The 24,682-nt window shown below is 59.0% G+C and carries 19 protein-coding genes; 6 read left to right on the top strand and 13 right to left on the bottom strand.

From position 1 onward, the window contains the following. Positions 1-134: 134 nt before the first annotated feature. Positions 135-407, bottom strand: a complete 273-nt coding sequence (locus ATI02_RS18330; RefSeq protein WP_100846988.1) for a hypothetical protein — start codon at positions 405-407, stop codon at positions 135-137. A gap of 396 nt (positions 408-803) precedes the next feature. Here ATI02_RS18330 and ATI02_RS18340 point away from each other — a divergent pair, with 396 nt between their 5' ends. Beyond that, entirely contained in the window at positions 804-1,262 is a 459-nt protein-coding gene (locus tag ATI02_RS18340; protein ID WP_100846990.1) for a hypothetical protein, read from the top strand. Between the two features lie 510 nt (positions 1,263-1,772). Here the strand turns inward: ATI02_RS18340 and ATI02_RS18345 are convergent. After that, positions 1,773-2,138 carry a DUF6124 family protein gene (locus tag ATI02_RS18345; RefSeq protein WP_100846991.1) on the bottom strand — a complete coding sequence of 122 codons (366 nt, stop codon included), beginning with the start codon at positions 2,136-2,138 and terminating at the stop codon, positions 1,773-1,775. A gap of 399 nt (positions 2,139-2,537) precedes the next feature. Continuing rightward, positions 2,538-3,206, bottom strand: coding sequence for a polysaccharide lyase family 7 protein (locus ATI02_RS18350; protein WP_100846992.1), 669 nt, complete (start codon positions 3,204-3,206; stop codon positions 2,538-2,540). A 321-nt stretch (positions 3,207-3,527) separates the two neighbouring features. Here ATI02_RS18350 and ATI02_RS18355 point away from each other — a divergent pair, with 321 nt between their 5' ends. The 3 genes from ATI02_RS18355 (at position 3,528) to ATI02_RS18365 (ending at position 6,568) form a co-directional block, all read left to right on the top strand. Beyond that, positions 3,528-5,651, top strand: a complete 2,124-nt coding sequence (locus tag ATI02_RS18355; protein ID WP_100846993.1) for a putative bifunctional diguanylate cyclase/phosphodiesterase — start codon at positions 3,528-3,530, stop codon at positions 5,649-5,651. A gap of 43 nt (positions 5,652-5,694) precedes the next feature. Continuing rightward, positions 5,695-6,186 carry a M48 metallopeptidase family protein gene (locus ATI02_RS18360; RefSeq protein WP_100846994.1) on the top strand — a complete coding sequence of 164 codons (492 nt, stop codon included), beginning with the start codon at positions 5,695-5,697 and terminating at the stop codon, positions 6,184-6,186. Positions 6,187-6,271: 85 nt separating this feature from the next. Continuing rightward, complete coding sequence (locus ATI02_RS18365) at positions 6,272-6,568, top strand: winged helix-turn-helix domain-containing protein (protein WP_100846995.1); 297 nt, start codon at positions 6,272-6,274, stop codon at positions 6,566-6,568. A gap of 96 nt (positions 6,569-6,664) precedes the next feature. Here the strand turns inward: ATI02_RS18365 and ATI02_RS18370 are convergent, their stop codons facing one another. Next, complete coding sequence (locus tag ATI02_RS18370) at positions 6,665-7,117, bottom strand: GNAT family N-acetyltransferase (RefSeq protein ID WP_095187088.1); 453 nt, start codon at positions 7,115-7,117, stop codon at positions 6,665-6,667. Between the two features lie 255 nt (positions 7,118-7,372). On the opposite strand from ATI02_RS18370, the gene ATI02_RS18375 reads away from it, so the two are divergent. Next, positions 7,373-8,110 (top strand): substrate-binding periplasmic protein, encoded by a 738-nt coding sequence (locus ATI02_RS18375; RefSeq protein WP_100846996.1) that lies wholly within the window; start codon positions 7,373-7,375, stop codon positions 8,108-8,110. A gap of 112 nt (positions 8,111-8,222) precedes the next feature. On the opposite strand, the gene yccS is transcribed toward ATI02_RS18375, so the two are convergent. From yccS to betI, 9 genes are all read right to left on the bottom strand, one after another. Beyond that, complete coding sequence (yccS, locus tag ATI02_RS18380) at positions 8,223-10,415, bottom strand: YccS family putative transporter (RefSeq protein ID WP_100846997.1); 2,193 nt, start codon at positions 10,413-10,415, stop codon at positions 8,223-8,225. 229 nt (positions 10,416-10,644) lie between these two features. After that, positions 10,645-11,823, bottom strand: a complete 1,179-nt coding sequence (locus ATI02_RS18385; RefSeq protein WP_100846998.1) for a BaiN/RdsA family NAD(P)/FAD-dependent oxidoreductase — start codon at positions 11,821-11,823, stop codon at positions 10,645-10,647. Positions 11,824-11,982: 159 nt separating this feature from the next. Beyond that, positions 11,983-13,320 carry an ATP-dependent RNA helicase DbpA gene (gene dbpA, locus ATI02_RS18390; RefSeq protein ID WP_238156321.1) on the bottom strand — a complete coding sequence of 446 codons (1,338 nt, stop codon included), beginning with the start codon at positions 13,318-13,320 and terminating at the stop codon, positions 11,983-11,985. Positions 13,321-13,448: 128 nt separating this feature from the next. After that, the gene (mdtD, locus tag ATI02_RS18395; protein ID WP_100846999.1) at positions 13,449-14,876 is read right to left on the bottom strand and encodes a multidrug transporter subunit MdtD; all 1,428 of its coding nucleotides are present in this window, start codon (positions 14,874-14,876) and stop codon (positions 13,449-13,451) included. Between the two features lie 178 nt (positions 14,877-15,054). After that, positions 15,055-16,392 carry a TldD/PmbA family protein gene (locus ATI02_RS18400; protein WP_100847000.1) on the bottom strand — a complete coding sequence of 446 codons (1,338 nt, stop codon included), beginning with the start codon at positions 16,390-16,392 and terminating at the stop codon, positions 15,055-15,057. Further along, on the bottom strand, positions 16,392-17,834 hold the full coding sequence (locus tag ATI02_RS18405; RefSeq protein WP_100847001.1) for a TldD/PmbA family protein: 1,443 nt from the start codon (positions 17,832-17,834) through the stop codon (positions 16,392-16,394). The genes ATI02_RS18400 and ATI02_RS18405 overlap by 1 nt, the downstream gene beginning before the upstream one ends. Positions 17,835-18,114: 280 nt before the next feature. Beyond that, a complete protein-coding gene (gene betA, locus ATI02_RS18410) occupies positions 18,115-19,818 on the bottom strand; it encodes a choline dehydrogenase (protein WP_095187096.1) in 1,704 nt (567 codons plus the stop codon). Positions 19,819-19,970: 152 nt separating this feature from the next. After that, entirely contained in the window at positions 19,971-21,443 is a 1,473-nt protein-coding gene (gene betB, locus ATI02_RS18415) for a betaine-aldehyde dehydrogenase (RefSeq protein WP_100847002.1), read from the bottom strand. 89 nt (positions 21,444-21,532) lie between these two features. Then, positions 21,533-22,126, bottom strand: coding sequence for a transcriptional regulator BetI (gene betI, locus ATI02_RS18420; RefSeq protein ID WP_095187098.1), 594 nt, complete (start codon positions 22,124-22,126; stop codon positions 21,533-21,535). 429 nt (positions 22,127-22,555) lie between these two features. On the opposite strand from betI, the gene betT reads away from it, so the two are divergent. After that, a complete protein-coding gene (gene betT, locus ATI02_RS18430) occupies positions 22,556-24,553 on the top strand; it encodes a choline BCCT transporter BetT (RefSeq protein WP_100847004.1) in 1,998 nt (665 codons plus the stop codon). The last annotated feature ends 129 nt before the right edge of the window (positions 24,554-24,682 follow it).

Raw genomic sequence — 24,682 nt, forward strand, 5'->3', positions numbered from 1 at the left:
GTTAACTAAGGATTAGCATTCAGGTCGTATGTAAACCCGCCGAGACAAGGCGGGTTTTTTATTTGGGGGACTAGGTTGCATGCAATGTGTAGGCCCAATAATTAAATTATCATTTTCGTTTTAATTAGTTGGGTTTATTCAGTGATTCGAACTATGCTGACGTCGATGATCCATTCGCCGTTCTTGTTTTTTGAATCGAAAACTAATTCATCGGTTAAGAGTTCATAGCAATATCGGTATGAACCATCACCAGTCTCTATTTGAGATTGGTAAATGCGTCCATCGATCACATCTTTATATTTGTGTCCCGGCGTTGGATTTTCCACGCTCAGGTTTTCAATAACAACGCTCACTTTTTGACCTTCAGAGTTGGACTCTGTTGGTGGTGTTGTGGATTTCGCTTCCATGATGCGTATCCTGTGTAATGAAATGAAACTCAAAAGTTATCAATTTTTCTGCGCTTGTCAACTGTTAGAAATTACAGTTTTCAAAATCTTCTTTTCCTGCTCGTCCAGTTTTTTGGGGGGCATTGTCAAAGCTCCTGCTAATGAAAAAATTAACAGGGATGCGCGGGTCGTGGTTTTTGTTAATTATCAATAATATAGAGTGCGGATTGCGAAACTGTCGTGGCTGTCGGTCGTTTTTGGGTTTTTGTCAACTGTCAACTATGACAGTTGTGAGGCAGTTGAGGTTGAGCTATCACTTGGGTGTGTTGAAAAGAGCGGCCTGCCAGCAGTTCTTTTGGTTTGTTGTTTAGGTTCTATAGGTGGGCAGCAGATTATCTTGATAGACAGGAGAAAAATATGGCTTTTATATTGCTGGACGACAAATACTTTAGTATTGGGCCAATAGTGGACCCCGCTCCAAACGGTGCGCCTGCTGGTTCGATTACGGTTTTTCACCCGAGCTGCGGTCCTTCCTCTGAACTTGAGATTGAAGCGCATCCCGTTGAGGATCCCCCTTTATTTCTCCAGGACCCTTTTAAATGTGAGCTTATGATGCGCCCGATTCTTGACGCTCAAGGTAAGCCTCTCTCGGGATCGAGCCATCCATGGAAAGTCTATGGGAGCGTTTCGTTAACTATCATTAAATCATCTTCAGCGAGTCCGGTTGCGTTTACGACGCCTGCATTTATATATGTTGATCTTTACGCGGCAAACGTTATTTATTATGGAACCTATCAGGCGAGATTGTCCTATTTCAATGGCAATGGGCAGAACGTTGCTGCTACTAAAGTGAAGACTGTCTTTTTTGCGCGGTGAATAAGCTGATGTATTTCTGATAATGCTGTATGTTTAATAAAAATCCTCCTTGAGTGGAAATTTGTCCCCGTAAAGCTACGGAGCGATTTGGCCGTACAATTTGAGCTCGAATTGGGCGATAACCTGTTTTATGTTTATTCTAAATAGTTCTCAAGGACTGTCAGGTTTGACAGTAGACGAAGTCCAGTAATTCTTGAAAGATCAAGCTTCACCCCGTAATGGAGCACTTGGCGATGAGCAACAGTGAAGAAAACTCGGACAGCCCAAAACCGAATCTCAAGGAAAATAACCCGATAGTTGCGAAAGTCAGGGCACCCAAGCCGCAGTCATCTCCTCCACCGAAGAAGGAGAAGTAAGCCCGCCGCTGAAGAACCCGCAGAAATGCGGGTTCTTTTTGCAGCAGATTATTAATGTTTAGCGATCAGGCGGTGATGTTGAACCCCGCTGAGTCAGACTGTACGAAGGCGGATTTTCGTGGGACCCGTTCGCCCGCGTTGTTTATCCGTGCGATCACTTCTCCTTTAACTCCACATGATCCAGCGCCTGATTCACTGCCAGTTCACCCAGCATTACCACCTGCGCAATGCCCAGCGCTGTCTTGCGGTGTGAGGTGTCGAGCATCGCGGCGAAGTTGTTGAGCATTTCGCTGGCTGAACCCAGGGTTTCACTGGCGTTGGCCAGCAGGGATTCGGTGTTGTACTTCGGGTTGGCGAGGTACATGGGTTCGGGTTTGTTGGTGCTGGCCATGATCTGGGCGGCGGGGGTGAGGTAGTGGTCCAGGGCGCGCTCGGCGGCGTCGTGGAGTTTTTTTGAGTTGAGGGATTCGTAGGGGGAGGCCGGGTCGGTGACCGGTGGGTGTGGCGTTGATTTAGTCATTTGCTCGAAACCTGATTGGAGTGCCCCCGCTCTGGCTACTAATCAAAGTGGAGGCAACTGTACGCAGGTTAGTAGACCGGGGTTTCGAGCAAGCCGGCGCACCCGAAGGTGCCCTGCGCACAGCTACCATCAAGCGCAGGAATCGAAATCCCTGACTGACAGATGCATGTGCACCAAGCTTGAAACCACGGGCTACTAAACCCGATCACTGGAAATCAGTGATGCGAATCAAGTTACCGATGGCCCGCCAGGCGCACAAGCCGGCGGATTCTGGCGCAGTGGTAGGCAACGACGCAAGCTGTTGTAGGCATCCGGAAGTAACCGCCGACAGATCTAAACAACACCGTTTAAATGTAGGAGCTGCCGAAGGCTTGGGCCGCTCCTACAGGGGTGTCCGGGTTATTTGTCGTGATCGATGTCGAGTTTGCTGAAAGTCACCTGGCCACCTTCGCTGGTGTACCCGGTGTTGTCCTGCACATACACCCCGGCCTTGAAATACAGCGGTTTATTGCGCCAGGTCGCACTGATCTGGCTGTCCCACTGATAACCCGCCGCGCTGATGCCGAGCGCGCCACCGGGGCTCAAGTGGATGAGGTAGTTGAATTCGCGATCCAGTTTGATTCCGGTCGCCAGGGTAATGACGCGGCTTTCGTCGTCATCCGGGTGCATGCGCACTTTCATGACCAGGTTGCCGGTTTCGGTTTTGGTCTTGTATTGGTATTCGAGTTTGACCATCGGCTTCTGGCTTTCGTAAGCGTGGATCTGGCCGATGACGATTTTGCCGGAGCTGGGTACTTTGTTCACCGTCACGGTGGCGCGCAGTGAATTGTCGGCATCGGGGTAGTACCAGTTGCGCAGGGTGCCGTTGCTGAAGGTCTCGCGCAGTTCCGTGCGCGGGTAGATGGCGTTTTCGGTTTTCGACCCGGTCACCGGTGACCAGAAGAACAAGGTGCAGGTGTCGGAATGGAAGTACTGATCCTTGAAGCCGTTCACCAGTTTGGAGGTTTCGACGGTGTAGGGCGGGCTGCCAACGGGAACGCTGAGGTTCCAGGTTGCGAGATCGATCATGTCGGTTCTTCCACTCAAGTTTCACTGCACGCACGTGCCAGAAGCTCTAGCTCGCGCGTTTTGGGGCGGCCTTTATAAGCGTAGAGGGGAATTTTGTTAACGCCCGTTTGGCAGATGATTGACGTCAACATCCTGTCGAAATGCCATCTGTACCGGTTTCAGCGGGCTACAGCGGTGACCGTTAGTCGGCAAGTCGCGGCTTTGTTTAAATGATGGCCTGATGATAGCTACTGCTTTCGTCGATCCGCGACTAGAGTGATGGCTCAGTATGTGTACGGTTTTAGCCGGAAAACCGCCTGTAGTCCCGACAAGAGAAGCAGCATGGAATGCGCGCAACCCCAGCCAGGTGAAGGCAACTCTGTCCTTTTGATCGTTGATGATTACCCTGAAAACCTGATCAGCATGCGCGCGTTGTTGCAGCGTCAGGATTGGCACGTGCTGACCGCCGCCTCCGGATTCGAGGCGCTCAACATGTTGCTGGAACACGACGTCGATCTGGTGTTGCTGGATGTGCAGATGCCGGGCATGGACGGTTTCGAGGTCGCGCGCCTGATGCGTGGCAGTCAGCGCACACGGCTCACGCCGATCATCTTCCTCACCGCCAACGAGCAATCCCAGGACGCGGTGATCAAGGGCTACGCCAGCGGCGCGGTGGATTACCTGTTCAAACCATTCGATCCGCAGATCCTCAAACCCAAAGTGCAGGCGTTGCTGGAACACCAGCGCAACCGCCGGGCCTTGCAGCAACTGACTCGCGATCTGGAGGTGGCGCGGGCATTTAATGCCTCGGTGCTGGATAACGCCGCCGAGGGCATTCTGGTGTTGGGCGAGGACGGCTTGATCCGCTTTGCCAATCCGGCCATTTCACGGCTGCTCAATGCGCCGGTGAAGGAGTTGGAGGGTAAGGAGTTTCTCGATTACCTGCAGAAACCGCACATCCCGCTGTGGGCCGATTCCGAATTCAAAAGCAGCTATCTGCGTGGCGAAACCCTGCGTCTGCACGATGCCCTGTTGCGCACCGCCCCCGGCCAGCAGGTGCCGGTGGCGTTGTCCTGCGCACCGTTGCCTTCTGAGCAACAGGCGATGGTGGTGACGGTGCTGGACATGTCGGTGGTGCGCCATCTGCATCAGCAGCTGGAGTTTCAGGCCGTTACCGACCCGCTGACCGGTTTGCTCAATCGTCGCGGTTTCTACCAGACCGTGGAAAACCTGCTGCTGCGCGGTGAACGCAACGACAGCAGTTGGGTGCTGCTGTATCTGGATCTCGACGGGTTCAAACGGGTCAACGATTCCCTCGGTCACGATGCCGGCGACCGTGTATTGCGCTGGGTGTCCGAGCAGTTGAAGGCGTGTCTGCGGCCGTTCGACATTCTTGCGCGCATGGGTGGCGATGAATTCACCGCGCTGCTGGATCTGGAGTTTCCCGAGCAAGCGGCGAAGATTGCCGAGAAGCTCATCGAGCGGGTGTCGATCTGTCAGCAAATCGAAGGGCTGGATATCGCCCTAGGCGCGAGCATCGGCATTGCCACGTATCCGGATTGCGGTTCGAACCTCGACGGTTTGCTGCGTGCGTCGGACATTGCCATGTACGAAGCCAAGCGCGCCGGGCGTCAGCAGTATCGCTTCTACGATCATGAAATGAATGGTCGCGCCCGCTCGCGCCTGATGCTCGAAGAAAGCGTGCGCACGGCCATCGAAAACCTCGACTTCAACTTGGTGTATCAGCCGCAGGTGGCGATCGACACGGGGCAGATACGCGGGTTTGAAGCGTTGTTGCGCTGGCAGCATCCGAGCGTCGGCGATGTTCCACCGGGGCTGTTCCTGCCGTTGCTGGAAGAAGCGCGGTTGATCAGTCGGCTCGGTAGCTGGATCTATCATCGCGGGGCGGGGCAGCGCAAAGCCTGGGAAACCCTGTTTGCCGAAGACCTGGTGCTTGGCGTGAGCTTGAGCAACACCCAGTTCAGCCTGCCGAATCTAGTCACCGAGCTGCGTCAGGTCATGGAACGGCATGCTTTGCAGCCACGGCAACTGGAGGTCGAGGTCACCGAAGAAGCGTTGATGCAAAACCCCGACGAAACCCGCAAGCAGTTGCGTCTGTTGCGCAATCTCGGGGTGCGCGTGGCGCTGGATGACTTCGGTTCCGGGCCGTGTTCGCTGGCGCACTTGCGTGACCTGGAACTGGATACGCTCAAGCTTGACCGCCATCTGATTGCGCGATTGCCGGACTCGGCGCGGGACGCTTCGCTGGTGAGCACAGTGATCAGTCTGTGCAAGCAATACGGGTTGCTGGTGATTGCCGAAGGCGTCGAAACCATCGAGCAATACCAATGGCTGCAAGCCCACGGCTGTGAGTACGTGCAGGGCTTCCTGGTGGCGCGGCCATTGATCGCAGAGGACGCCGCCACCTTCGCCGAACCGTTCGACTGGAGCGCGCTGCCCGGTTGAATTCGCTACACTGGTGCACCTTTTCGAACCGTGCTGCCCGTCCATGACTGTGTTGAAGTACCTCCAGGCCTATCCCGCGCAATTGCAGGATCAGGTGCGCCAACTGATCGCCGACGGGCGTCTGGGTGAATACCTGGATCAGCGGTATTCGGGCCGGCATGACGTGCAGAGCGACAAGGCGCTGTACAGCTACGCGCTGGATCTGAAGCAGGAATACCTGCGTAATGCGCCGGCCATCGACAAAGTGCTGTTCGACAACCGCCTCGACCTGACCCATCGCGCCCTCGGTCTGCACACCACGGTTTCGCGCGTGCAGGGCGGCAAGCTCAAGGCCAAGAAAGAGATTCGTATCGCCTCGCTGTTCAAGGAAGCTGCGCCGGACTTTCTGAAAATGATCGTGGTGCATGAACTGGCGCACTTCAAAGAGTCGGATCACAACAAGGCGTTTTATAAATTGTGCGAGCACATGCTGCCGGGGTATCACCAGGTCGAGTTTGATCTGCGGGTGTACCTGACCTGGCGGGATTTGCAATGAAGTTCCAGATCAAAAGATTGCACGCAGCTGTAGGAGCTGCCGAAGGCTGCGATCTTTTGATCGTTAATCGATTCGGAGTGCATGCATGGACGTAAGCAAGACCAAAAGCAGTTTCTACCGCCGCCTCTATGTGGCTTACCTGATCGACAGCGGCCTGGCGCCCAGCGTACCGGCATTGACCGAAGTCACCGGCATGCCCCGGCGCACGGCGCAGGACACGATCGCGGCGCTGGCGGATCTGGATATCGTCTGTGAATTCGAGCAGGAAGAGGGCGCGCGCAATCATGCCGGGCGTTATCGGATTCGCGAGTGGGGGGCGATTGATCGCGGGTGGATCGAGCGCCATTTACGGCAGATAAAAGCGGTGCTGGAATATCCGTGAAAGGTGTTGGCCTGAGCTGACGCCTTCGCGAGCAAGCCCGCTCCCACAGGGGAATGCATTCCAGATGTGGGAGCGGGCTTGCTCGCGAAAGGGCCCTTAAGAACGACGCATCCCGATATGCGGAATGTCATCCTCCAGATATTCCTCACCCGCCACGACAAACCCGTACTTGCCGTAATACCCCTGCAAATGCGCCTGCGCCGAGAGATAGATCGGCACCTGCGGCCAATGCTTCTCGGCCTGTTTCAGCGCTTGTTCCATCATCTCGTGGCCCAGTCCTTTGCCTCTGCCCTGCGGCGCGGTGATCACGCGCCCGATCACCACGTCACCGCCCTGGGATTCCGGGTCGAGCAAACGCAGGTAGGCCATTAACTGGTCATCCTCCCAACCCATCAGGTGGTAGGTGTCGCCCTCCAGATCCTGGCCGTCGAGGTCTGGATACGCGCATTTCTGTTCGACCACGAACACTTCCGAGCGCAACTTCAAAAGGGCATACAACTGCTCTTTGCCCAAATCGCTGTGATGTTTGCAAACCCATTCGATTGTCATTTTTCGATTCCTTGAACGTGTCGCCCGATACTAAGCGCAGCGCCCGTAGATGTCTGTATGGCGTAAGAGTCTGTGACAAAGGTCAAATTGCCATCATTCCTTTCTCGCACCCGTGTCTTCTTTGTGTAATCTGCTGGAGAGCGCTGTGCACTGGCTGCAATGAGCTAATGTTAGGGCCTGGGTTTTGCCGGTAAGGGGCCTTGGGGTTTTGACTGAAAACACGCCGGGCGTGCCGCCCGCTAAGGATTTTCAAGCATGCCACGACTGCATCGAGCCTTTGCTTTGATCGGATTGCTCTTGCTGGCCCAAACCGCTGCCGCCGAAAAGCTGCGGCTGGTGTTTGATATCTGGCCACCCTTTACCGACGACACGCTGGTCAACGGCGGTCTGGCCACCGACATCGTCAGCACCGCGCTGGCGCGTGCGGGCTATGCCAGCGGCTACGAGCAGGTGCCGTGGGCGCGGGCACTGCTGGGCGTCGGCGAGGGCCGTTACGACGTGCTGGTCAACGCCTGGTACAACGACGAGCGGACGAAGCTCGGGCAGTTTTCCGCTGAATATCTGGTCAACCGTATCCGTTTTCTTAAACGCAAAGACACCCCCCTCGAATACAACAACCTGCAACAACTGCACACCTATCCGATTGCCGTGGTGCGCGGTTACGCCTACTCGCCGCCATTCGAGGCCGATACGGCGTTGCAGAAAGTCCCTGTGCATAACTTCGCCATGGGCGTGCGCATGTTGGCGGCGGATCGGGTCAAGTTGACGCTGGAGGACGAGTATGTGGCGCGGTATTACCTGGCGCGCGAATCAGCCAAGGTGCGCAATGCCGTGGAGTTTTTGCCCAAGCCGTTGAGCGAGAACAGCCTGCATATATTGGTGAGCCTGAAGAATCCGCAGCATGAGCAGATTGTCGCGGGGTTTGATCGGGCTATTGCGGCGATGAAGGCGGATGGCAGTTATGACCGGCTGCTGAGGCAGCATGGGATGTGAGGGTTAATCCAAAATCTTCGGTGCGGCTGATGGCCCTTTCGCGAGCAAGCCCGCTCCCACATTTAAACCGCATTCCAACTGTGGGAGCGGGCTTGCTCGCGAAGGCGTCCTTTCAGCCAGCGCTGACCTCACTGGTATCCTTGATCAGGTGCGCCGCCAACGTTCGCAACGGCCCCAACTGCCGGCAGATCAACGCCAGTTGCGTCTGCACCAGCCGTTGCCCTTCATCAATCTCATCCGGCATCTGTTCCAGCTCATTGGCCAGCGCTTCTTCCTCATCACTCTGAATCGCAATCGGCTGCTTGCTCGCCAGCCCTTGAGCGATTTCATCAATGCTCGCCGCGAGGCTCACACCCGCACCGTCAATCAGATGCTCGCGCACCTCTGCAGGCAGTTGCGTCTCACGATGCGCGCCCAGCCCTGACAGATAACTGAGCAAGGTGTGCGACAACACCAGAAAGCGGAAGCCGACGTCCGCTTCCTTCCGGAAATGCCCCGGCTCCATCAGCATGTTTGCCAGCGTTGTCGACAGCGCTGCATCGGCGTTGTGCGCATTGCGCCGGGCCAGGCGATAAGCGAGGTCATCGCTCTTGCCAGCGGCGTATTGCTGCATGATCTGGCGCAGGTAGATGCTGTTGCAGGTCAGGGTGTTGGCCAGCACTTTGTTCAGGCGCCGACCCTGCCAGTCGGGCAGGAACAGGAACACCGTCAGGCCGGCGATCAGGCTGCCGAGCAAGGTATCGAACAGTCGCGGCAGGAACAGCCCGTAACCGTCACCGACCTGATTGAAGCAGAACAACACCATGATGGTGATCGCGGCGGTCGCCAGGGTGTAACGGGTGGTGCGGTTGGTAAAGAACACCACCCCGGCGGCGATGGCGAAGCACGACTGCACGAGCGGGCTCGGGAACAGATCGAACAACGCCCAGGCGATGGTCAGGCCGATGGCGGTGCCGAGAATCCGCTGACCGAGTTTGCGTCGCGTCGCGCCGTAGTTCGGCTGGCAGACGAACAGCGTGGTGAGGATGATCCAGTAGCCTTGCGAGGGGTGAATCAAATGCACCATGCCGTAGCCGATGCTCAACGCCAGCGGCAAACGCAGGGCATGGCGGAACAGCAACGAAGTCGGTGTCAGTTGCGTGCGCAGGCGAACCCACACGTCTTTCAGATTGCGCGGCGAGCGGTCGAGCAGGCTGCTGTCGGTCGCATCGGCCAAGGCGTCGGGGTTGCTCGCGTCGCTGAGCAAACGGTCGAGCGTGCCGAGGTTGGCGGCCAGTGCGCGCAGTGAGCGCAGCAGGCCGCGCCAGGCCGGATTGCTCTGGATACGCAGGTGTTCGAGCGAGGCATCGAGGTCGCTCAGGGCTTGGGCGAAACTGGCGTCGTAGACGAATGGCTGGCGCATCTGGATCGATTCGGCCAGCGCCCGGCAGGCCTTGCCTTGCTGGCGCAGCAGGCGCTGGCAGCGGAACAGCACGTCGCTGTGGAAGAACGCATCGGCCAGCGCGTTGTACGGATAGTGCGAGGAGCTGGCGCGTTCGTGGATGTCCTGGGCGAGGAAGTACAGCTTCAGGTAACGGCTGACTTTCGAGCCGGGGCGACCGTTGCCGACCCGGTGCAGGATGATTTCCTTGGCGCTGTTCAGCGCGGCGACTACGCGGCCATTTTGCTGGGCCAGTTCCAGTCGGCGCGCCTCGACATCCAGTTGGCGGATCGGCTCGAACAGTGAGGCTTTCAGCTTCAGGTAAAAACCCAGTTCACGAAACAATCGCGCCAGACTCTGCTGCACTGGCTGGTTGGAAAACATTGCCTGCCACAGTACCGAGAGCAAGCCGTACCACGCCGCACCGGCCACCAGCAGCATCGGTTCGTGCCAGAAATCGGTGACCGCGCCACCGCGCTGATCAACGCCGATCATCGTGTACACCGACAGAATCAACGTCGCCGAGGCAATCGCGCCATAGCGCTCGCCGAGCGCACCGAGCATGGTCAGGCCGAAACTGGCCAGGGCCAAAGCGATGGCAAAGACGATGGGGTAGGGGAACAGCAATTCCACCGACAGCGCAGCGATGCTGAAACACACCAGCGTCACGGCGAGTGCGTTGAGGCGGCCCTGCCAACTGTCGTCGGTCTCGGCCAGGGCGCTGGCGATAATCCCCAGGAACAACGGGATCAGCAGGCCCATTTCATCCTGATACCAACACAGCGCCATGCTGCCGGTCAGGGCGATGAACACCCGCACGCTGTAGCTGAATTTATCCAGCGCCCACAGGCGCCGCAAAGACTGACGAAACGAGGTCGAGGACATGAAGTGCGAAGGCCTTCCGAGGCGATGCCGCTAAATTGAGCCAGTAATGACGCCGACGCAATGGCGCCGATCACATCTGACAGCAAAAAGTGTTCCTTACTGCATCACACATAACAATGTGGGAGGGGGCTTGCTCCCGAAAGCGGTGTGTCATTCAACATTGATGTCGACTGGTACACCGCATTCGCGAGCAGGCTCGCTCCCACAGTGTTTTGTATTTGGCCTTCAGTTAAGCGTACTGCGCAGCGGCGTAGCCGGACGCCCAGGCCCACTGGAAGTTGAAGCCGCCCAGGTGGCCGGTCACGTCGAGCACTTCGCCGATGAAGTACAGGCCCGGGCTTTTCAGCGATTCCATGGTCTTGGACGACACTTCGCGGGTATCGACGCCACCGAGTGTTACCTCGGCAGTGCGATAGCCTTCAGTGCCGGCCGGCACGACTTTCCAGCTGCCCAGCTTGTCAGCGATCTCCGCCAGTTCCGCATGGGTGTACTGCTTCATCGGTTTGGACACGAACCAGTTGTCTGCCAGCAGATTGGCCATCTTCTTGGTGAAGATTTCACCGAGCAGGGTTTTCAGCTCGCTGTTCGGGCGCTCGGCCACTTGCTGTTGCAGCCATGCGGCGGCGTCGTGATCCGGCAGCAGGTTGATCTCGACGGTGTCGCCGGACTCCCAGAACGAGGAAATCTGCAAAATCGCCGGGCCACTGAGGCCACGGTGAGTGAACAGAATATTCTCGCGAAAGCTCTGATCGTTGCAGCTGACCAGACAATCCACCGACGTGCCGGACAGCTCGGTGCACAGTTCCTTGAGCTGATCGGTGATGGTGAACGGCACCAGACCGGCGCGAGTCGGCAGCAACTCGTGGCCGAACTGTCTTGCCACCTGATAACCGAAGCCGGTAGCGCCCAGCGTCGGGATCGATAGACCGCCGGTAGCGATCACCAGCGACTGGCACTGGATCTGGCCGAGGGTGGTGTCGAGCAGGTAACCGCTCTCGACTTTCTCGATCGTCTGGATCGAGGTGTCGAGGTGCAGTTCGACGCCAACTTGATCGCACTCGGTGAGGAGCATTTCGAGGATATCGCTGGATTTGTTATCGCAGAACAACTGACCGAGTTTCTTCTCGTGGTACGGCACGGCGTGTTTGCCGACCATGCCGATGAAATCCCACTGGGTGTAACGCGCCAGTGCGGATTTGCAGAAGTGCGGGTTCTGCGAGAGGAAATTGCCCGGTTCGGTGTACATGTTGGTGAAATTGCAGCGGCCACCGCCCGACATCAGGATTTTCTTGCCGGCCTTGTTCGCGTGGTCGAGCAGCAACACCTGACGCCCACGCCCGGCGGCGGTCAGTGCACACATCAACCCTGCGGCGCCAGCGCCAATGATCACGACTTCGGTAGAGCGCAAAACGGTGTCCTCACAAAGAATTCAATATTCACCGAAGGCCAATGTGGGAGCGGGCTTGCTCGCGAAAGCGGTATATCAGTCAACATTGATGTTGTCTGACACTCCCTCTTCGCGAGCAAGCCCGCTCCCACATTTGATCTCTGTCGGGCAGCAGATCGTTTACAAGATACGCACGCGCAACGAACGGCCCTTGATCTTGCCGTCGTTCAGGCGCTGCAGGGCCTGCATGGCCACGGTGCGTTCAACCGCCACATACGCCTGGAAATCGAAGATCGCGATCTTGCCGACCTGAGCACCCGGAATGCCGGCGTCGCCAGTCAGTGCGCCGAGAATGTCGCCCGGACGTACTTTGTCTTTACGGCCAGCGCCAATGCACAGGGTGGTCATCGGCGGCTGCAGCGGGGCGAGCCCCTGGGACTTGAGGTTGTCGACCTGATCCCAGTTCAGCGGCGATTTCTGCAGTTGTTCGATGGCCTGCGCGCGGTGTGCTTCGCCCGGTGCAACGAGGCTGATGGCAATGCCTTTCTCGCCGGCACGACCGGTACGACCGACGCGGTGAATGTGGATTTCCGAATCGCGGGCCAGTTCGACGTTGATCACCATGTCCAGCGCATCGATGTCCAGACCACGGGCGGCGACGTCGGTGGCGACCAGTACCGAAGTACTGCGGTTGGCGAACATCGCCAGCACCTGATCGCGGTCACGCTGTTCCAGATCGCCGTGCAGGCCGACGGCGGAGATGCCTTTGGCGGTCAGGTGATCGACGGTTTCCTGCACTTGCTGCTTGGTGAAGCAGAACGCCACGCAGGACGCCGGGCGGAAGTGGTGCAGGACTTTGGTCACTGCGCTCATGCGGTCTTCCGGGGAAATCTCGTAGAAACGCTGCTCGATCTGCGTGTCATCGTGGAACGCTTCGGCCTTGACCGTTTGCGGATCACGCATGAATTTCGAGGCCAGTTGCTTGATGCCCACCGGGTAAGTGGCGGAAAACAGCAGGGTCTGACGACGCTCCGGGGTCTTGACGATGATGTCTTCGATGGCGTCGTAGAAACCCATGTCGAGCATGCGGTCAGCTTCGTCGAGGATCAGCGTGTTCAGGCCATCAAGCACCAGCGAACCCTTGCGCAGGTGCTGCTGGATGCGGCCAGGAGTACCAACGATGATGTGTGCGCCGTGTTCCAGCGAAGCGATCTGCGGGCCAAACGACACGCCGCCGCACAGGGTCAGGACCTTGATGTTGTCTTCGGCACGGGCCAGACGACGGACTTCCTTGGCGACCTGGTCGGCCAGCTCACGCGTCGGGCAGATCACCAGTGCCTGGCAACCGAAATAGCGCGGGTTGATCGGGTTGAGCAGGCCGATGCCGAATGCAGCGGTTTTGCCGCTGCCGGTCTTGGCCTGGGCGATCAGGTCCATCCCTTTGAGGATCACCGGCAAGCTCTGCGCCTGGATCGGCGTCATCTGGGCATAACCGAGGGATTCGAGGTTAGCCAGCATGGCGGCGGACAGCGGCAGAGTATTAAAAGCGGTGGCGATGGTGGTCACGGGACTGGCCTGCAAAACAAAATGTCGCGCAGTGTAGCAGCCCCGGGCCACTTTCCTCGAAAGTTCTGGACGAACAGCGATTAATGTTCGATGTGTTCTTCCGGCCGTTTGGCGCGCCGGCCGTCTTCTTTCGACAGCTGCGAGAAGATCGTCGCGGCGAGCATCGCCATGATGCCGACGGTGACAAAGGTTAACTGGAACGCACCCAGCACGGTTTCCACGCCATCGTTGCCGATCTCCGCCGTAAAACCACCGAGCAATGCACCGGCGCACGCCACACCGAGACTCAATGACAACTGCGCCACCACCGAGAGCAAGCTGTTGCCGCTGCTGGCGCTGGCGTCATCCAGATCGATCAGGGTCACGGTGTTCATCGCGGTGAATTGCAGCGAGTTGATCGCGCCGAGCACCGCCAGCAGGCACAGCAGCAACCAATACGGCGTCTGCTCGCTGACCAGGCCCATGCTCGCCAGCATGAGACCCAGCGCCAGCGTGTTAGCGGTCAGCACAATGCGATAGCCGAGGCGTTCGATCAGCGGCCGCGCCACCCACTTGGCGATCATCGCCGCAGCGGCCAGTGGCAGCATGCTCATCCCGGCTTGCGACGGCGAATAGCCCAGCGCCACTTGCAGCAGCAATGGCACCAGAAACGGCAAGGCGCCGCTGCCTAGGCGGGCGAACAGGTTGCCGAGAATGCCAACGGCAAAGGTACGGGTCTTGAACAGCGACGGCGCGAACAATGGGTTTTCGATGTGCCCGGCGCGCAGCCAGTACGCCGCCAGACACGCCATGCCACCGAACAACAGTAACATCACCCGCAAGTGCGGCAGGTGCAGTTCGCCGAGGCCTTCCATGGCGATGGTGATGAGGATCATCGCCGCGCCAAACAGCAGGAAGCCGAGGCTATCGAAGCGCGTGCGCTCAGTGCCGCGCAGGTCGGGAATGAATTTCCATACCGCGTAACAACCGATGACGCCGACCGGCAGGTTGATCAGAAAGATCCAGTGCCACGTCAGGTATTCGACCATCCAGCCGCCCATCGTCGGGCCGATCAACGGGCCGAGCAGGCCGGGAATGGTGATGAAGCCCATGATCCGCACCAGTTCCGATCGCGGATAGGCGCGCAAAACCACCAGGCGTCCGACCGGCAGCATCAACGCGCCGCCCAGGCCCTGAATCACTCGGGCGCCGATCAGCATGCTCAGACTGCTCGATAGCGCGCAAAGCAGCGAGCCGAGGCTGAACAGCAGGATCGCGCCGAAGAAGATTTTCTTGGTGCCGAAGCGGTCGGCGATCCAGCCGGAAGCGGGGATCAGCAGGGCCACGGTAAGCATGTAAGCGATGACCACGCCTTGCATGCGTAACGGGTCTTCCGCCAGATCTCGGGCCATCGCCGGGAGGGCGGTATTGAGGATGGTCCCGTCGAGGGACTGCATGAAGAACGCGATGGCGACGACCCACGGCAACCAGCGGGCGGTGATGGCGTCGAGAGGCGGGCGGTTGGGCATGGAACCTCTGGTGGTTGGGGTTAATGCATATCCATGGTCGAGCGCGGTTTGGCTTTGGCTGGGAGCGGGCTTGCTCGCGAATGCGGTGTATCGGTCACCATCAATAGCGACTGACAAATCGCTTTCGCGAGCAAGCTCGCTCCCACATTAGATCTCCAGTGTTCTGGAGATCTTTGTCTTAGAGGGTCAGGGTCAGTCGACTCACCAATGCCCCCGGCAACAATGCCGACGAAGTATTGCGCTGGCTATACGTGCTCGCCGACAGCAACAACTCGCGCTCCGCCGTCAGTGCTTCCAGCTGCGAACCCAGCAGGTTGTAGGCGCTGTCGTCAAAACGCATGGTGCTGACCGGCGCCTGGATTTCGCCGTTCTCGACCCAGAACGTCGCAAACCGGGTCATGCCGGTCAAGCGCGCCGCCGGTTGATCCGAGAAGTTCAGGTACCACAGATTGCTGATGTACAGCCCGGTGCCCAATTGCTTGAGGATATCCGCTTGCGACAGATCACCGGCGGCCATGTTCAACGCACTTGGCGATTCACCGCCGCTGGCGCCGTTGGCTGTCAGACCGTATTCAGCCGCGCTGCGCGATCCGACGAGTTGCTCACCGGCCTTGCCCTCGATGATCAAGCGCAGATCACTGCGCGGATAACCTTCGCCGGAAAACGCCGGGCTCAACGATTCACTGACTTTTTCATCGAGTGACACTAATGGGCTGAACGTCTGATCGCCCACGTACAGCTTCTGCAACGGGCTGCTTTTGCTGGCAATCGACTGCGCCGAGAAACCACCCCAGCTGAGCATGCCCATGATCTCTTCCAGCGCTGCCGGTGCCAGATAAGCGCGATATTGTCCCGGCGCCAGCGTGCGCAATGGTCGACCCAGAAACGCCAGTTGCTCGCGCGCCTGCTGGAAGCGTTTGGCAAAACCTTCGCTGCTCCAGTCGTGCCCGGCGTAGCTGGCCTTCACTGCTTCGCCGTTCTCGTGGAACAGGCTGAAGTCGAAGTTGAAGCTATTCGCCTGATGCCAGCCGAAGGCGCCTGAAGAGCTGGCGAAACCGCGGCTGATCGGGCCAGCGGCGTAGAAACCGACCAGGTCCAGACCTTCAGCGGCGGCGCAGATTTCATCAACCACCTGTTCGGTGTCCGGCAGTGGATGCTCCTGCACGTTCTGGCTCTGCCAGCCGTTGTGGTTGAGCAGCAGGTACGGATCCTGTGGTAGAAGCGGCAGGGTTTCGCGCAGTTGTTGCAGGCCTTCGGCGAGGCGTTGCAGATCGGCTTCCAGATCGCCCGACAGGGTGATGTACAAGTCGGCATGGCGACCATCGTTGACCAGTTTCAGGCCGACGTCGGCCTGCTGCACTTGCCCGGCCTGCCGCACTTTGGCGTGGTTGAAACGCACGAACGCCGACGATTCGGCGGCGTAGCTGAGGGTGAACTGCTCGGGCTCGCGCACCGTATCGCGCAGCCAGTTGACCAGAACCTTGAAGGCCTCAGCCTGACTCTTTACGTTAGCCATCAGGCGTCCCCCCCAAATACATCAACGTTGCTGAATACGCAGGCCGGCGAAGCATGGCCGACGCGGATCACCTGGTTCGGTTCGCCTTTGCCGCAGTTCGGCGTGCCCAGCACCTTGACGGTACTGGCGTCGCCGACGGCGCGCAGGCTCTTCCAGAAGTGCGCGGAAATCGCCCGGTAGTTGGGGTTTTTTACCACGCCTTTGAGTTCGCCGTTCTCGATCAACTGACCCCATTCGCAGCCGAACTGGAATTTGTTACGCGCATCGTCAATCGACCACGAACGGTTGGTGCTCATCAGAATGCCGTGCTCGATGCCTTTGATCATCTGTTCAAGTGGCTGGTCGCCCGGCTCGATGTTGAGGTTGGCCATACGGTCGATCGGCGGCCGGTTCCAGCCGCAGGCGCGGCTGTTGGCAACACCGTCCAGCCCTGCGCGGAACTGCGACAGCGCACCGCCCAACGGGCGCAGCAAGAGGCCTTCGCGGATCAGGAATTGTTTGCTGGCCTTACTGCCGTCGTCGTCATGGCCGTAGCTGGCGAGCTCTTCGGGGATGCCCGGATCGAAGGTCACATTGAGCAGTTTCGAGCCATATTGCAGGCTGCCGAAGTCGCTGGCTTTGACGAAACTGGTGCCGGCGTAGTTGCGCTCGTCACCGAGAATGCGGTCGAGCTCCAGCGGGTGACCGATGGATTCGTGGATCTGCAGCATCATTTGATCGGGTATCAGCAGCAGGTCGCGCGGGCCTTGCGGGGTGTTTGGCGCGAGCAGCAGTTGCAGGGCCTGATCGGCAACCTGCGGACCGGCGCCGACCAGGCCGCAGCGGCTGATCACGTCAGCGCCGCCCTGTTGGCCGAAGTTCTCGCGGCCGAGGCTACGGGTCTGGCTATCGTTGCCGTCGTAGGCGGTGACGTCGAGGCCCGGGTAGACGAAGCGCTGGGCCTGGCGCAGTTCGGCGCCGGCACTGCTCAGGTAGATTTGCTCGACGTGGCTGATGCCAATGCTCACTTCCCAATTCACCAGGCGCTCATCCTTTGGCACCGAGGCGGATTCCGCGCCGAGCAGCTCGAAGCATTCGCTCAGGGACGGGAAGGGTTGCTCGAGATTGGGTGAAAAGTAATCAGCGCGGTCGCTCGACACCGGCTGATCGCGCAGGTCGAGCAAGGCATGGGGTTTGATCGCCCGGGCCTGCAGTTCGGCACGCTCAAGGGCGGCTTGCAGGCCTCGTTGCGAGAGGTCGTTGGTCGCGGCGTAGGCTTCGACGCCGTTGACACGCACGGTGAGCATCGCACCTTCGTCGCGGCCCAGGCTCGGCGGCTCGGCAACGTTCTTGCGCACCGACAGGTATTGGCCGGACTCGCGCACATACCGCAGGGAAAAGAACTCAGCGCCCGTGCGCAAGGCAGCGAAGCGCTGCTTGAGCTGGGGGTGGAAATCGAACATTCGGAAACCTCCTTGTTATGGAGTGGCGGGGCATAGCGATTCGGCGGGAGAGGTGAAACGGTTGCGCGAGGTCTAGAGTAGGCCTGCGTGGGGGTAGGATCAAGTGAAGAGGGGGTGTAGGAGGATTTACTGTCCAGCGAGGGAATTTGTGCTGAATGTAAGGGCCCCTTCGCGAGCAGGCTCGCTCCCACACTGGATCTGCGTTATTCACAAATCAAATGTGGGAGCGGGCTTGTCTCCGGGCGGCGTTCCGACGAAGGCCGCGCCTCGGTATCAAGTCTTACTGAGCAACCGGCGTGATATCACGCATCGGCTTGCCTTTCACCGGTGCATCGCCCGCGACGTAGTAAGCAGCGGTGCTACGCGGCAATGGCTTGCGGCCACGGATCTTGTCGGCGATTTTCTCGGCGATCATGATCGTCGGCGCGTTCAGGTTGCCGGTGGTGATGATCGGCATGATCGAGGCATCGACCACACGCAGGCTCTGCATGCCGTGCACGCGACCTTCGCCATCGACCACAGCCATCTCGTCAGTGCCCATCTTGCACGAGCAGGACGGGTGGAACGCGGTTTCGGCGTGCTCACGGATGAACTTGTCCAGTTGCTCATCGGTTTGCACTTCGATGCCCGGGCTGATTTCGCGGCCACGGAAGGCGTCCAGTGCCGGCTGTTGCATGATTTCACGGGTCAGGCGGATGCCATCGCGAAATTCCTGCCAGTCCTGCTCGGTGGCCATGTAGTTGAACAGGATGCTCGGGTGCTGACGCGGATCCTTGGATTTGACCTGGATGCGACCACGGCTTGGCGAACGCATGGAACCCATGTGCGCCTGGAAACCGTGCTCTTTCACACCGTTGCTGCCGTTGTAGTTAATCGCGACCGGCAGGAAGTGGTACTGGATGTTCGGCCATTCGAATTCCGGACGCGAGCGGATGAACCCGCCGGCTTCGAACTGGTTGCTGGCGCCGATACCGGTGCCGTTGAACAGCCACTCGGCACCGATGGCTGGCTGGTTGTACCAGAGCAGCGACGGGTACAGCGAAACCGGTTGGGTGCAAGCGTATTGCAGGTACAGCTCAAGGTGATCCTGCAGGTTTTCACCCACGCCCGGCAGATCGTGAACAACCGGGATGTCGAGGCTTTCCAGCAGTTTTGCCGGGCCTACACCGGAACGTTGCAGAATCTGCGGCGAAGCAATGGCGCCGGAGCACAGCAGGACTTCTTTGCGCGCTTTGACTTCAACACGCTCTTCAGCGTCGCCGACCAGGTAGCGCACGCCAACGGCACGCTTGCCTTCGAACAGGATCTTGTCGGTCAGGGCGTGGGTGACGATGGTCAGGGTCGAACGCTTTTTGGCAACGTCAAGGTAGCCCCGGGCGGTGGACGCACGACGGCCATTTGGCGTCACGGTGCGGTCCATCGGGCCGAAACCTTCCTGCTGGTAGCCGTTCAAGTCTTCGGTGCGCGGGTAACCGGCCTGTACGCCCGCTTCAACCATGGCGTGGAACAACGGGTTGTTGCCCGCCTTAGGCGTGGTCACGCTGACCGGGCCTTCACCACCGTGGTAGTCGTTCGGGCCGATGTCGCGGGTTTCCGCTTTGCGGAAATACGGCAGGCAGTTCAGGTAGTCCCAATCTTCAAGGCCCGGCAGCTTGGCCCAGTTGTCGTAGTCCATCGCGTTGCCGCGGATGTAGCACATGCCGTTGATCAGCGAAGAGCCGCCGAGGCCTTTGCCGCGACCGCATTCCATCCGGCGACCGTCCATGTGTGGCTCTGGATCGGTTTCGTAGGCCCAGTTGTAGCGACGGCCTTGCAGCGGGAACGCCAGTGCGGCGGGCATTTGCGTACGGAAGTCCAGACGGTAATCCGGGCCGCCTGCTTCGAGCAGCAGAACGGTGACGCCAGCGTCTTCAGTCAGACGGGTCGCCAGGGTGTTACCGGCCGAGCCGGCACCGATGATGATGTAATCGAATTCTTGGGACATTGAATGCACCCTCTTTGAAGTTGGTCAGGTCGGGCCTGACGAGTGCTTTGCACTCGAATCGCGAGCGGGCTCGCTTCCACAGGAGACACTGTTCCAATGTGGGAGCGAGCCTGCTCGCGAAGGCGGCCTCGCGAGCAATACAAGACTCGGTCTTAGAACACCGAGACATAATCGCCCAGCTCGACCTGTACCGATTTGATGCGAGTGAAGTTGTTCAGCGAGCTGATGCCGTTCTCACGGCCAACGCCCGACTGCTTGTAACCGCCCACCGGCATTTTTGCGTCGGACTCGCCCCAGGCGTTGATCCAGCAGATACCGGCTTCCAGTTGATGAATCACGCGGTGAGCGCGGTTCAGGTCTTTGGTGACGATACCGGCGGCCAGGCCGAAGTCGGTGTCGTTGGCGCGGCGGATCACTTCTTCTTCGGTCTCGTAGGAGAGGATCGCCATGACCGGGCCAAAGATTTCTTCACGAACGATGGTCATGTCGTCGGTGCAATCGGTGAACACGGTCGGAGCAACGAATGCGCCTTTGGCGAATTCGCCGTCGGTCAGACGCTCGCCGCCGCACAGGACGCGGGCACCTTCTTCTTTACCCTTGGCGATGTAGCCCAGCACGCTTTCCATGTGCGGGAAGCTGACCAGCGGGCCGAAGTTGGTGTTTTCGTCTTCCGGGTTGCCGATGCGGATGCGCGCAACGCGCTCGACGATCTTGGCTTCGAAAGCGGCTTTCAGGTGGCTCGGTACGAACACGCGAGTGCCGTTGGTGCAGACCTGACCGGAGCTGTAGAAGTTGGCCATCATCGCGGTGTCGGCAGCGCGATCCAGATCGGCGTCGTCGCAGATGATCAGCGGGGATTTGCCACCCAGTTCCATGGTCACGTCTTTGAGCGACGAAGCCGAAGCGCTGGCCATTACTTTTTTACCGGTGTCGGTGCCGCCAGTGAACGAGATTTTCTCGATGCGCGGGTGCTCGGTCAGCCAGGTGCCGACTTCGCGGCCGCTGCCGGTCAGAACGTTGAACACACCATTCGGTACGCCGGCTGCGGTGTAGATTTCAGCCAGTTTCAGGGTAGTCAGCGAGGTGACTTCGCTTGGCTTGAAGATCATCGCGTTACCGGCGGCCAGCGCTGGAGCGGATTTCCACAGAGCGATCTGGATCGGGTAGTTCCACGCGCCGATACCGGCGACAACGCCCAGCGGCTCGCGACGGGTGTAAACGAATGCGGTGTCACGCAGCGGGATCTGCTCGCCTTCGATGGCGGGTACCAGGCCTGCGTAGTATTCCAGCACGTCGGCGCCGGTGACGATGTCGACGTACTTGGTTTCGGAGAAGGCTTTACCGGTGTCCAGGGTTTCCAGAGCAGCCAGTTCATCGTTGCGCTCGCGCAGGATGTCGACGGCGCGGCGCAGGATGCGCGAACGCTCCATGGCGGTCATCGCGGCCCAGATTTTCTGGCCCTTTTCGGCGCTGACCACAGCGCGCTCGACGTCTTCCTTGGTCGCACGTTGCACTTGGGCGAGGACTTCACCGTTCGCCGGGTTGATGGCTTCGAAGGTGGCATCGCTGCCAGCGTCGGAGTACGCGCCATCGATGTAGAGTTTTTGCAGTTCGAAACGGGCCATAGTGTCCTCGCAAGTGCATTGGTTGTTGGCGTTGACCACCGCGATGAGGCTGCGGTGGCGGTTCAGGGGCCGAGCTTTTTCTGTGTGCTCTAGCTCACCTGCTTGGCCAATTGGAAATCCATGTATTCGTAAGCGATCTGTTGCGCCTGCGCCGTGTCGAAAGCGTCTCCCGACAGTGCGCCGCGCAACCACAAACCGTCGATCAACGCTGCCAGTCCACGCGCTGCGCTGCGCGCATCTTCGAGCGGCAACACACGGCGGAACTCGCAGCACAGGTTGGAATACAGACGGTGATCGTTGATCCGCTGCAACCTGTGCAAAGACGGCTGGTGCATGCTGGTGGCCCAGAAGGCCAGCCAGGTTTTCATTGCCGGGCCATTGACCTGGCTGGCGTCGAAGTTGCCTTCGATGATCACCTGCAGATGCGCCCGTGGGCTGTCATCTGCCAACGCCTGACGGCGCGCGGTGACGTTCTCGCTGAGGACGTTCATCAGATACCGCATCGTGGCGGCAATCAGGCCATTCTTGTCCTGAAAATAGTGACTGATGATGCCATTCGAGACACCGGCCAAACGGGCGATCAGCGCAATGCTGGCGTCCCCCATTCCGACCTGATCGACCGCCTGCAAAGTGGCTTCGATCAGTTGTTGGCGGCGGATGGGTTGCATACCGACCTTGGGCATCTTGCACATCTCCTTAGGCCTTCCGAGCGGCGAATGACGCCTATCGGATTGACGGCCAGTCTATTTTGTTTTGATTGAACGTTCAATCAACAAAGAATAAGATCTGCGACAAATCGTCGCTGCCTACAGCTTTTTCCTACGTGTATGTGGCGATAAAACCGACATCCAAAAATGCTTGAAACCTGTATGGGGCATGGCGCGGTTCGCGATTCGAAGGACGTGTTGAAAGGGCAAGACGCTCGGGGCCAGGTTTCGGATGAACGTCCGGACACCTTCGGCCACGAAAGCGATTCGCAGCGCCATTTCGGCAGGTTCGGGCTTTTTTCGGGGTGTCTTTATATCACCCGCCGGTCGGCTGCCAACTAACCGATTGGTCGGGTTCCGTGTTGCCTTGTGTTCTTCTCTCGCACTGCCTGGAGCATTTGTGCCATGAGTTCTGCCTCGCTAATAAAGACCCCGCCCGAGAAGGTGACGGTCAACGGTTGGGTGTTTTACACCTCTACCGCGCTGATTCTGTTGTTGACCGCCATTCTGATCATCGCCCCGCAAGAGGCCGGCAGGATGTTGAGTGTGGCTCAGGCCTGGTTGTCGCGCAGCTTCGGCTGGTACTACATGGTGGTGATCGCCGCTTACCTGGTGTTTGTGGTGGGCCTGGCGTTTTCCTCCTACGGCAAACTCAAACTGGGCAGCAAGGACGACACCCCGGATTTCAGTTACGGCGCCTGGGCGGGGATGCTGTTCTCGTCGGGTATCGGCATTTCGCTGCTGTACTTCGGCGCGTCCGAGCCGCTGGATCACTACTTCAATCCGCCGGAAGGCGCAGCGGCCACCAACATGGCCGCGCGTCAGGCGGTGCAGCTGACGTTCCTGCACTGGGGCCTGCACGGCTGGGCGATCTACGCACTGGTCGGTCTGGCGGTGGCTTACTTTGCCTACCGTCACAACCAGCCGCTGGCCCTGCGTTCGGCGCTGTATCCGCTGGTCGGTGAGCGTTGGGTCAAAGGCGCGGCCGGTCACGCGGTGGACGGCTTCGGCATGTTCGTGACCCTGCTGGGTCTGGTGACCAACCTGGGGATCGGCTCGCTGCAAGTGTCCTCTGGCCTGGAAAACCTGTTCGGCATGGAGCACAGCAACACCAATCTGCTGATCGTGATCATTGTGATGAGCACCGTGGCGACCATCGCTGCCGTGTCCGGCGTGGAAAACGGCATTCGTCGTCTGTCCAACCTGAACATCGTGCTGTTCAGCGGTCTGCTGATTTTCGTGCTGTTGTTCGGCCCGACCTTGCACCTGCTCAACGGCTTCGTGCAGAACATCGGCGATTACCTCAACGGCATCGTCCTGAAAACGTTCGACCTTTATGTGTACGAAGGCAGTGGCGAGAAATCCGAGCGCTGGATGGGCCTGTGGACTCTGTTCTACTGGGCCTGGTGGATTTCCTGGGCGCCATTCGTCGGCATGTTTATCGCGCGTATTTCCCGTGGTCGCACCGTGCGTGAACTGGTGGCTGGCGTACTGCTGATTCCGCTGGGCTTCACTTTGGCCTGGCTGTCGATCTTCGGTAACTCGGCGCTGGATCTGGTGATGAACCAGGGGGCGGTTGAGTTGGGCAAGACGGCGCTGGAACAGCCGTCGATGGCGATCTATCAATTGCTTGAGCACTACCCGGCGTCGAAAGTCGTCATCGGTGTGTCGATCTTTGTCGGTTTCGTGCTGTTCCTGACCCCGGCCGACTCTGGCGCGGTGATGATGGCGAACCTGTCCTGCAAGGGCGGCAACGTCGACGAAGATGCGCCGCACTGGCTGCGAATCTTCTGGTCGGCGGTGATTACCCTGGTGACCATCGGTCTGCTGTTCGCCGGTAACTTCGAGGCCATGCAAACCATGGTCGTGCTGGCCGGTCTGCCGTTCTCGGTGGTGTTGGTGTTCTTCATGTTTGGCCTGCACAAGGCCATGCGCCAGGACGTGCAGATCGAACAGGAGCAAGCGCAACTGGCGGAGCGCGGTCGTCGTGGTTTCAGCGAGCGTCTGACGCAGCTGGATCTGCAGCCGAGCCAATCGGTGGTGCAACGCTTCATGGACAAGCAGGTCAGCCCGGCGCTGGAAGACGCGGCTGCGCAAATGCGCGCTCAGGGCCTGGAAGTGCAAACGCTGCTGGGTAAATCCAAGCGCTGCATGGGCGTACGCATCGAGATGGAAGAGGGCAACCCTTTCGTTTACGAAGTGAGCCTGGAAGGCTATCTGGCGACGCCGAGCGAATCGGTCGAGTCTGAAGAGACGCGTCAGCGTTTCTATCGCGCCGAGGTGTATCTGCACAACGGCAGCCAGGATTACGACCTGATGGGCTTCACGCAGGATCAGATCACACGCGATGTGCTCGATCAGTTTGAAAGCCATCGGCAGCTCCTTGGCCGGGTGTACAGCTAAACAGCAAGAGCGCGGTGTTTCTGTCTGAAGCACCGCGCCGCGTTCTTCGCGAGCAGGCTCGCTCCCACAGGTGACCGAGTTGCTGCTGGGGAATGCGATCAAATGTGGGAGCGGGCTTGCTCGCGAAGG

Origin of the sequence: Pseudomonas baetica (genome assembly GCF_002813455.1) — a bacterium.
In the GTDB taxonomy this organism is placed as follows: Bacteria; Pseudomonadota; Gammaproteobacteria; order Pseudomonadales; family Pseudomonadaceae; genus Aquipseudomonas; species Aquipseudomonas baetica.

Coding starts and splice junctions, on each gene's coding strand:
- ATI02_RS18330 (WP_100846988.1), bottom strand. CDS start 407: ATGGAAGCGAAATCCACAACACCACCAACAGAGTCCAACTCTGAAGGT.
- ATI02_RS18340 (WP_100846990.1), top strand. CDS start 804: ATGGCTTTTATATTGCTGGACGACAAATACTTTAGTATTGGGCCAATA.
- ATI02_RS18345 (WP_100846991.1), bottom strand. CDS start 2,138: ATGACTAAATCAACGCCACACCCACCGGTCACCGACCCGGCCTCCCCC.
- ATI02_RS18350 (WP_100846992.1), bottom strand. CDS start 3,206: ATGATCGATCTCGCAACCTGGAACCTCAGCGTTCCCGTTGGCAGCCCG.
- ATI02_RS18355 (WP_100846993.1), top strand. CDS start 3,528: ATGGAATGCGCGCAACCCCAGCCAGGTGAAGGCAACTCTGTCCTTTTG.
- ATI02_RS18360 (WP_100846994.1), top strand. CDS start 5,695: ATGACTGTGTTGAAGTACCTCCAGGCCTATCCCGCGCAATTGCAGGAT.
- ATI02_RS18365 (WP_100846995.1), top strand. CDS start 6,272: ATGGACGTAAGCAAGACCAAAAGCAGTTTCTACCGCCGCCTCTATGTG.
- ATI02_RS18370 (WP_095187088.1), bottom strand. CDS start 7,117: ATGACAATCGAATGGGTTTGCAAACATCACAGCGATTTGGGCAAAGAG.
- ATI02_RS18375 (WP_100846996.1), top strand. CDS start 7,373: ATGCCACGACTGCATCGAGCCTTTGCTTTGATCGGATTGCTCTTGCTG.
- yccS (WP_100846997.1), bottom strand. CDS start 10,415: ATGTCCTCGACCTCGTTTCGTCAGTCTTTGCGGCGCCTGTGGGCGCTG.
- dbpA (WP_238156321.1), bottom strand. CDS start 13,320: ATGCTGGCTAACCTCGAATCCCTCGGTTATGCCCAGATGACGCCGATC.
- mdtD (WP_100846999.1), bottom strand. CDS start 14,876: ATGCCCAACCGCCCGCCTCTCGACGCCATCACCGCCCGCTGGTTGCCG.
- ATI02_RS18400 (WP_100847000.1), bottom strand. CDS start 16,392: ATGGCTAACGTAAAGAGTCAGGCTGAGGCCTTCAAGGTTCTGGTCAAC.
- ATI02_RS18405 (WP_100847001.1), bottom strand. CDS start 17,834: ATGTTCGATTTCCACCCCCAGCTCAAGCAGCGCTTCGCTGCCTTGCGC.
- betA (WP_095187096.1), bottom strand. CDS start 19,818: ATGTCCCAAGAATTCGATTACATCATCATCGGTGCCGGCTCGGCCGGT.
- betB (WP_100847002.1), bottom strand. CDS start 21,443: ATGGCCCGTTTCGAACTGCAAAAACTCTACATCGATGGCGCGTACTCC.
- betI (WP_095187098.1), bottom strand. CDS start 22,126: ATGCCCAAGGTCGGTATGCAACCCATCCGCCGCCAACAACTGATCGAA.
- betT (WP_100847004.1), top strand. CDS start 22,556: ATGAGTTCTGCCTCGCTAATAAAGACCCCGCCCGAGAAGGTGACGGTC.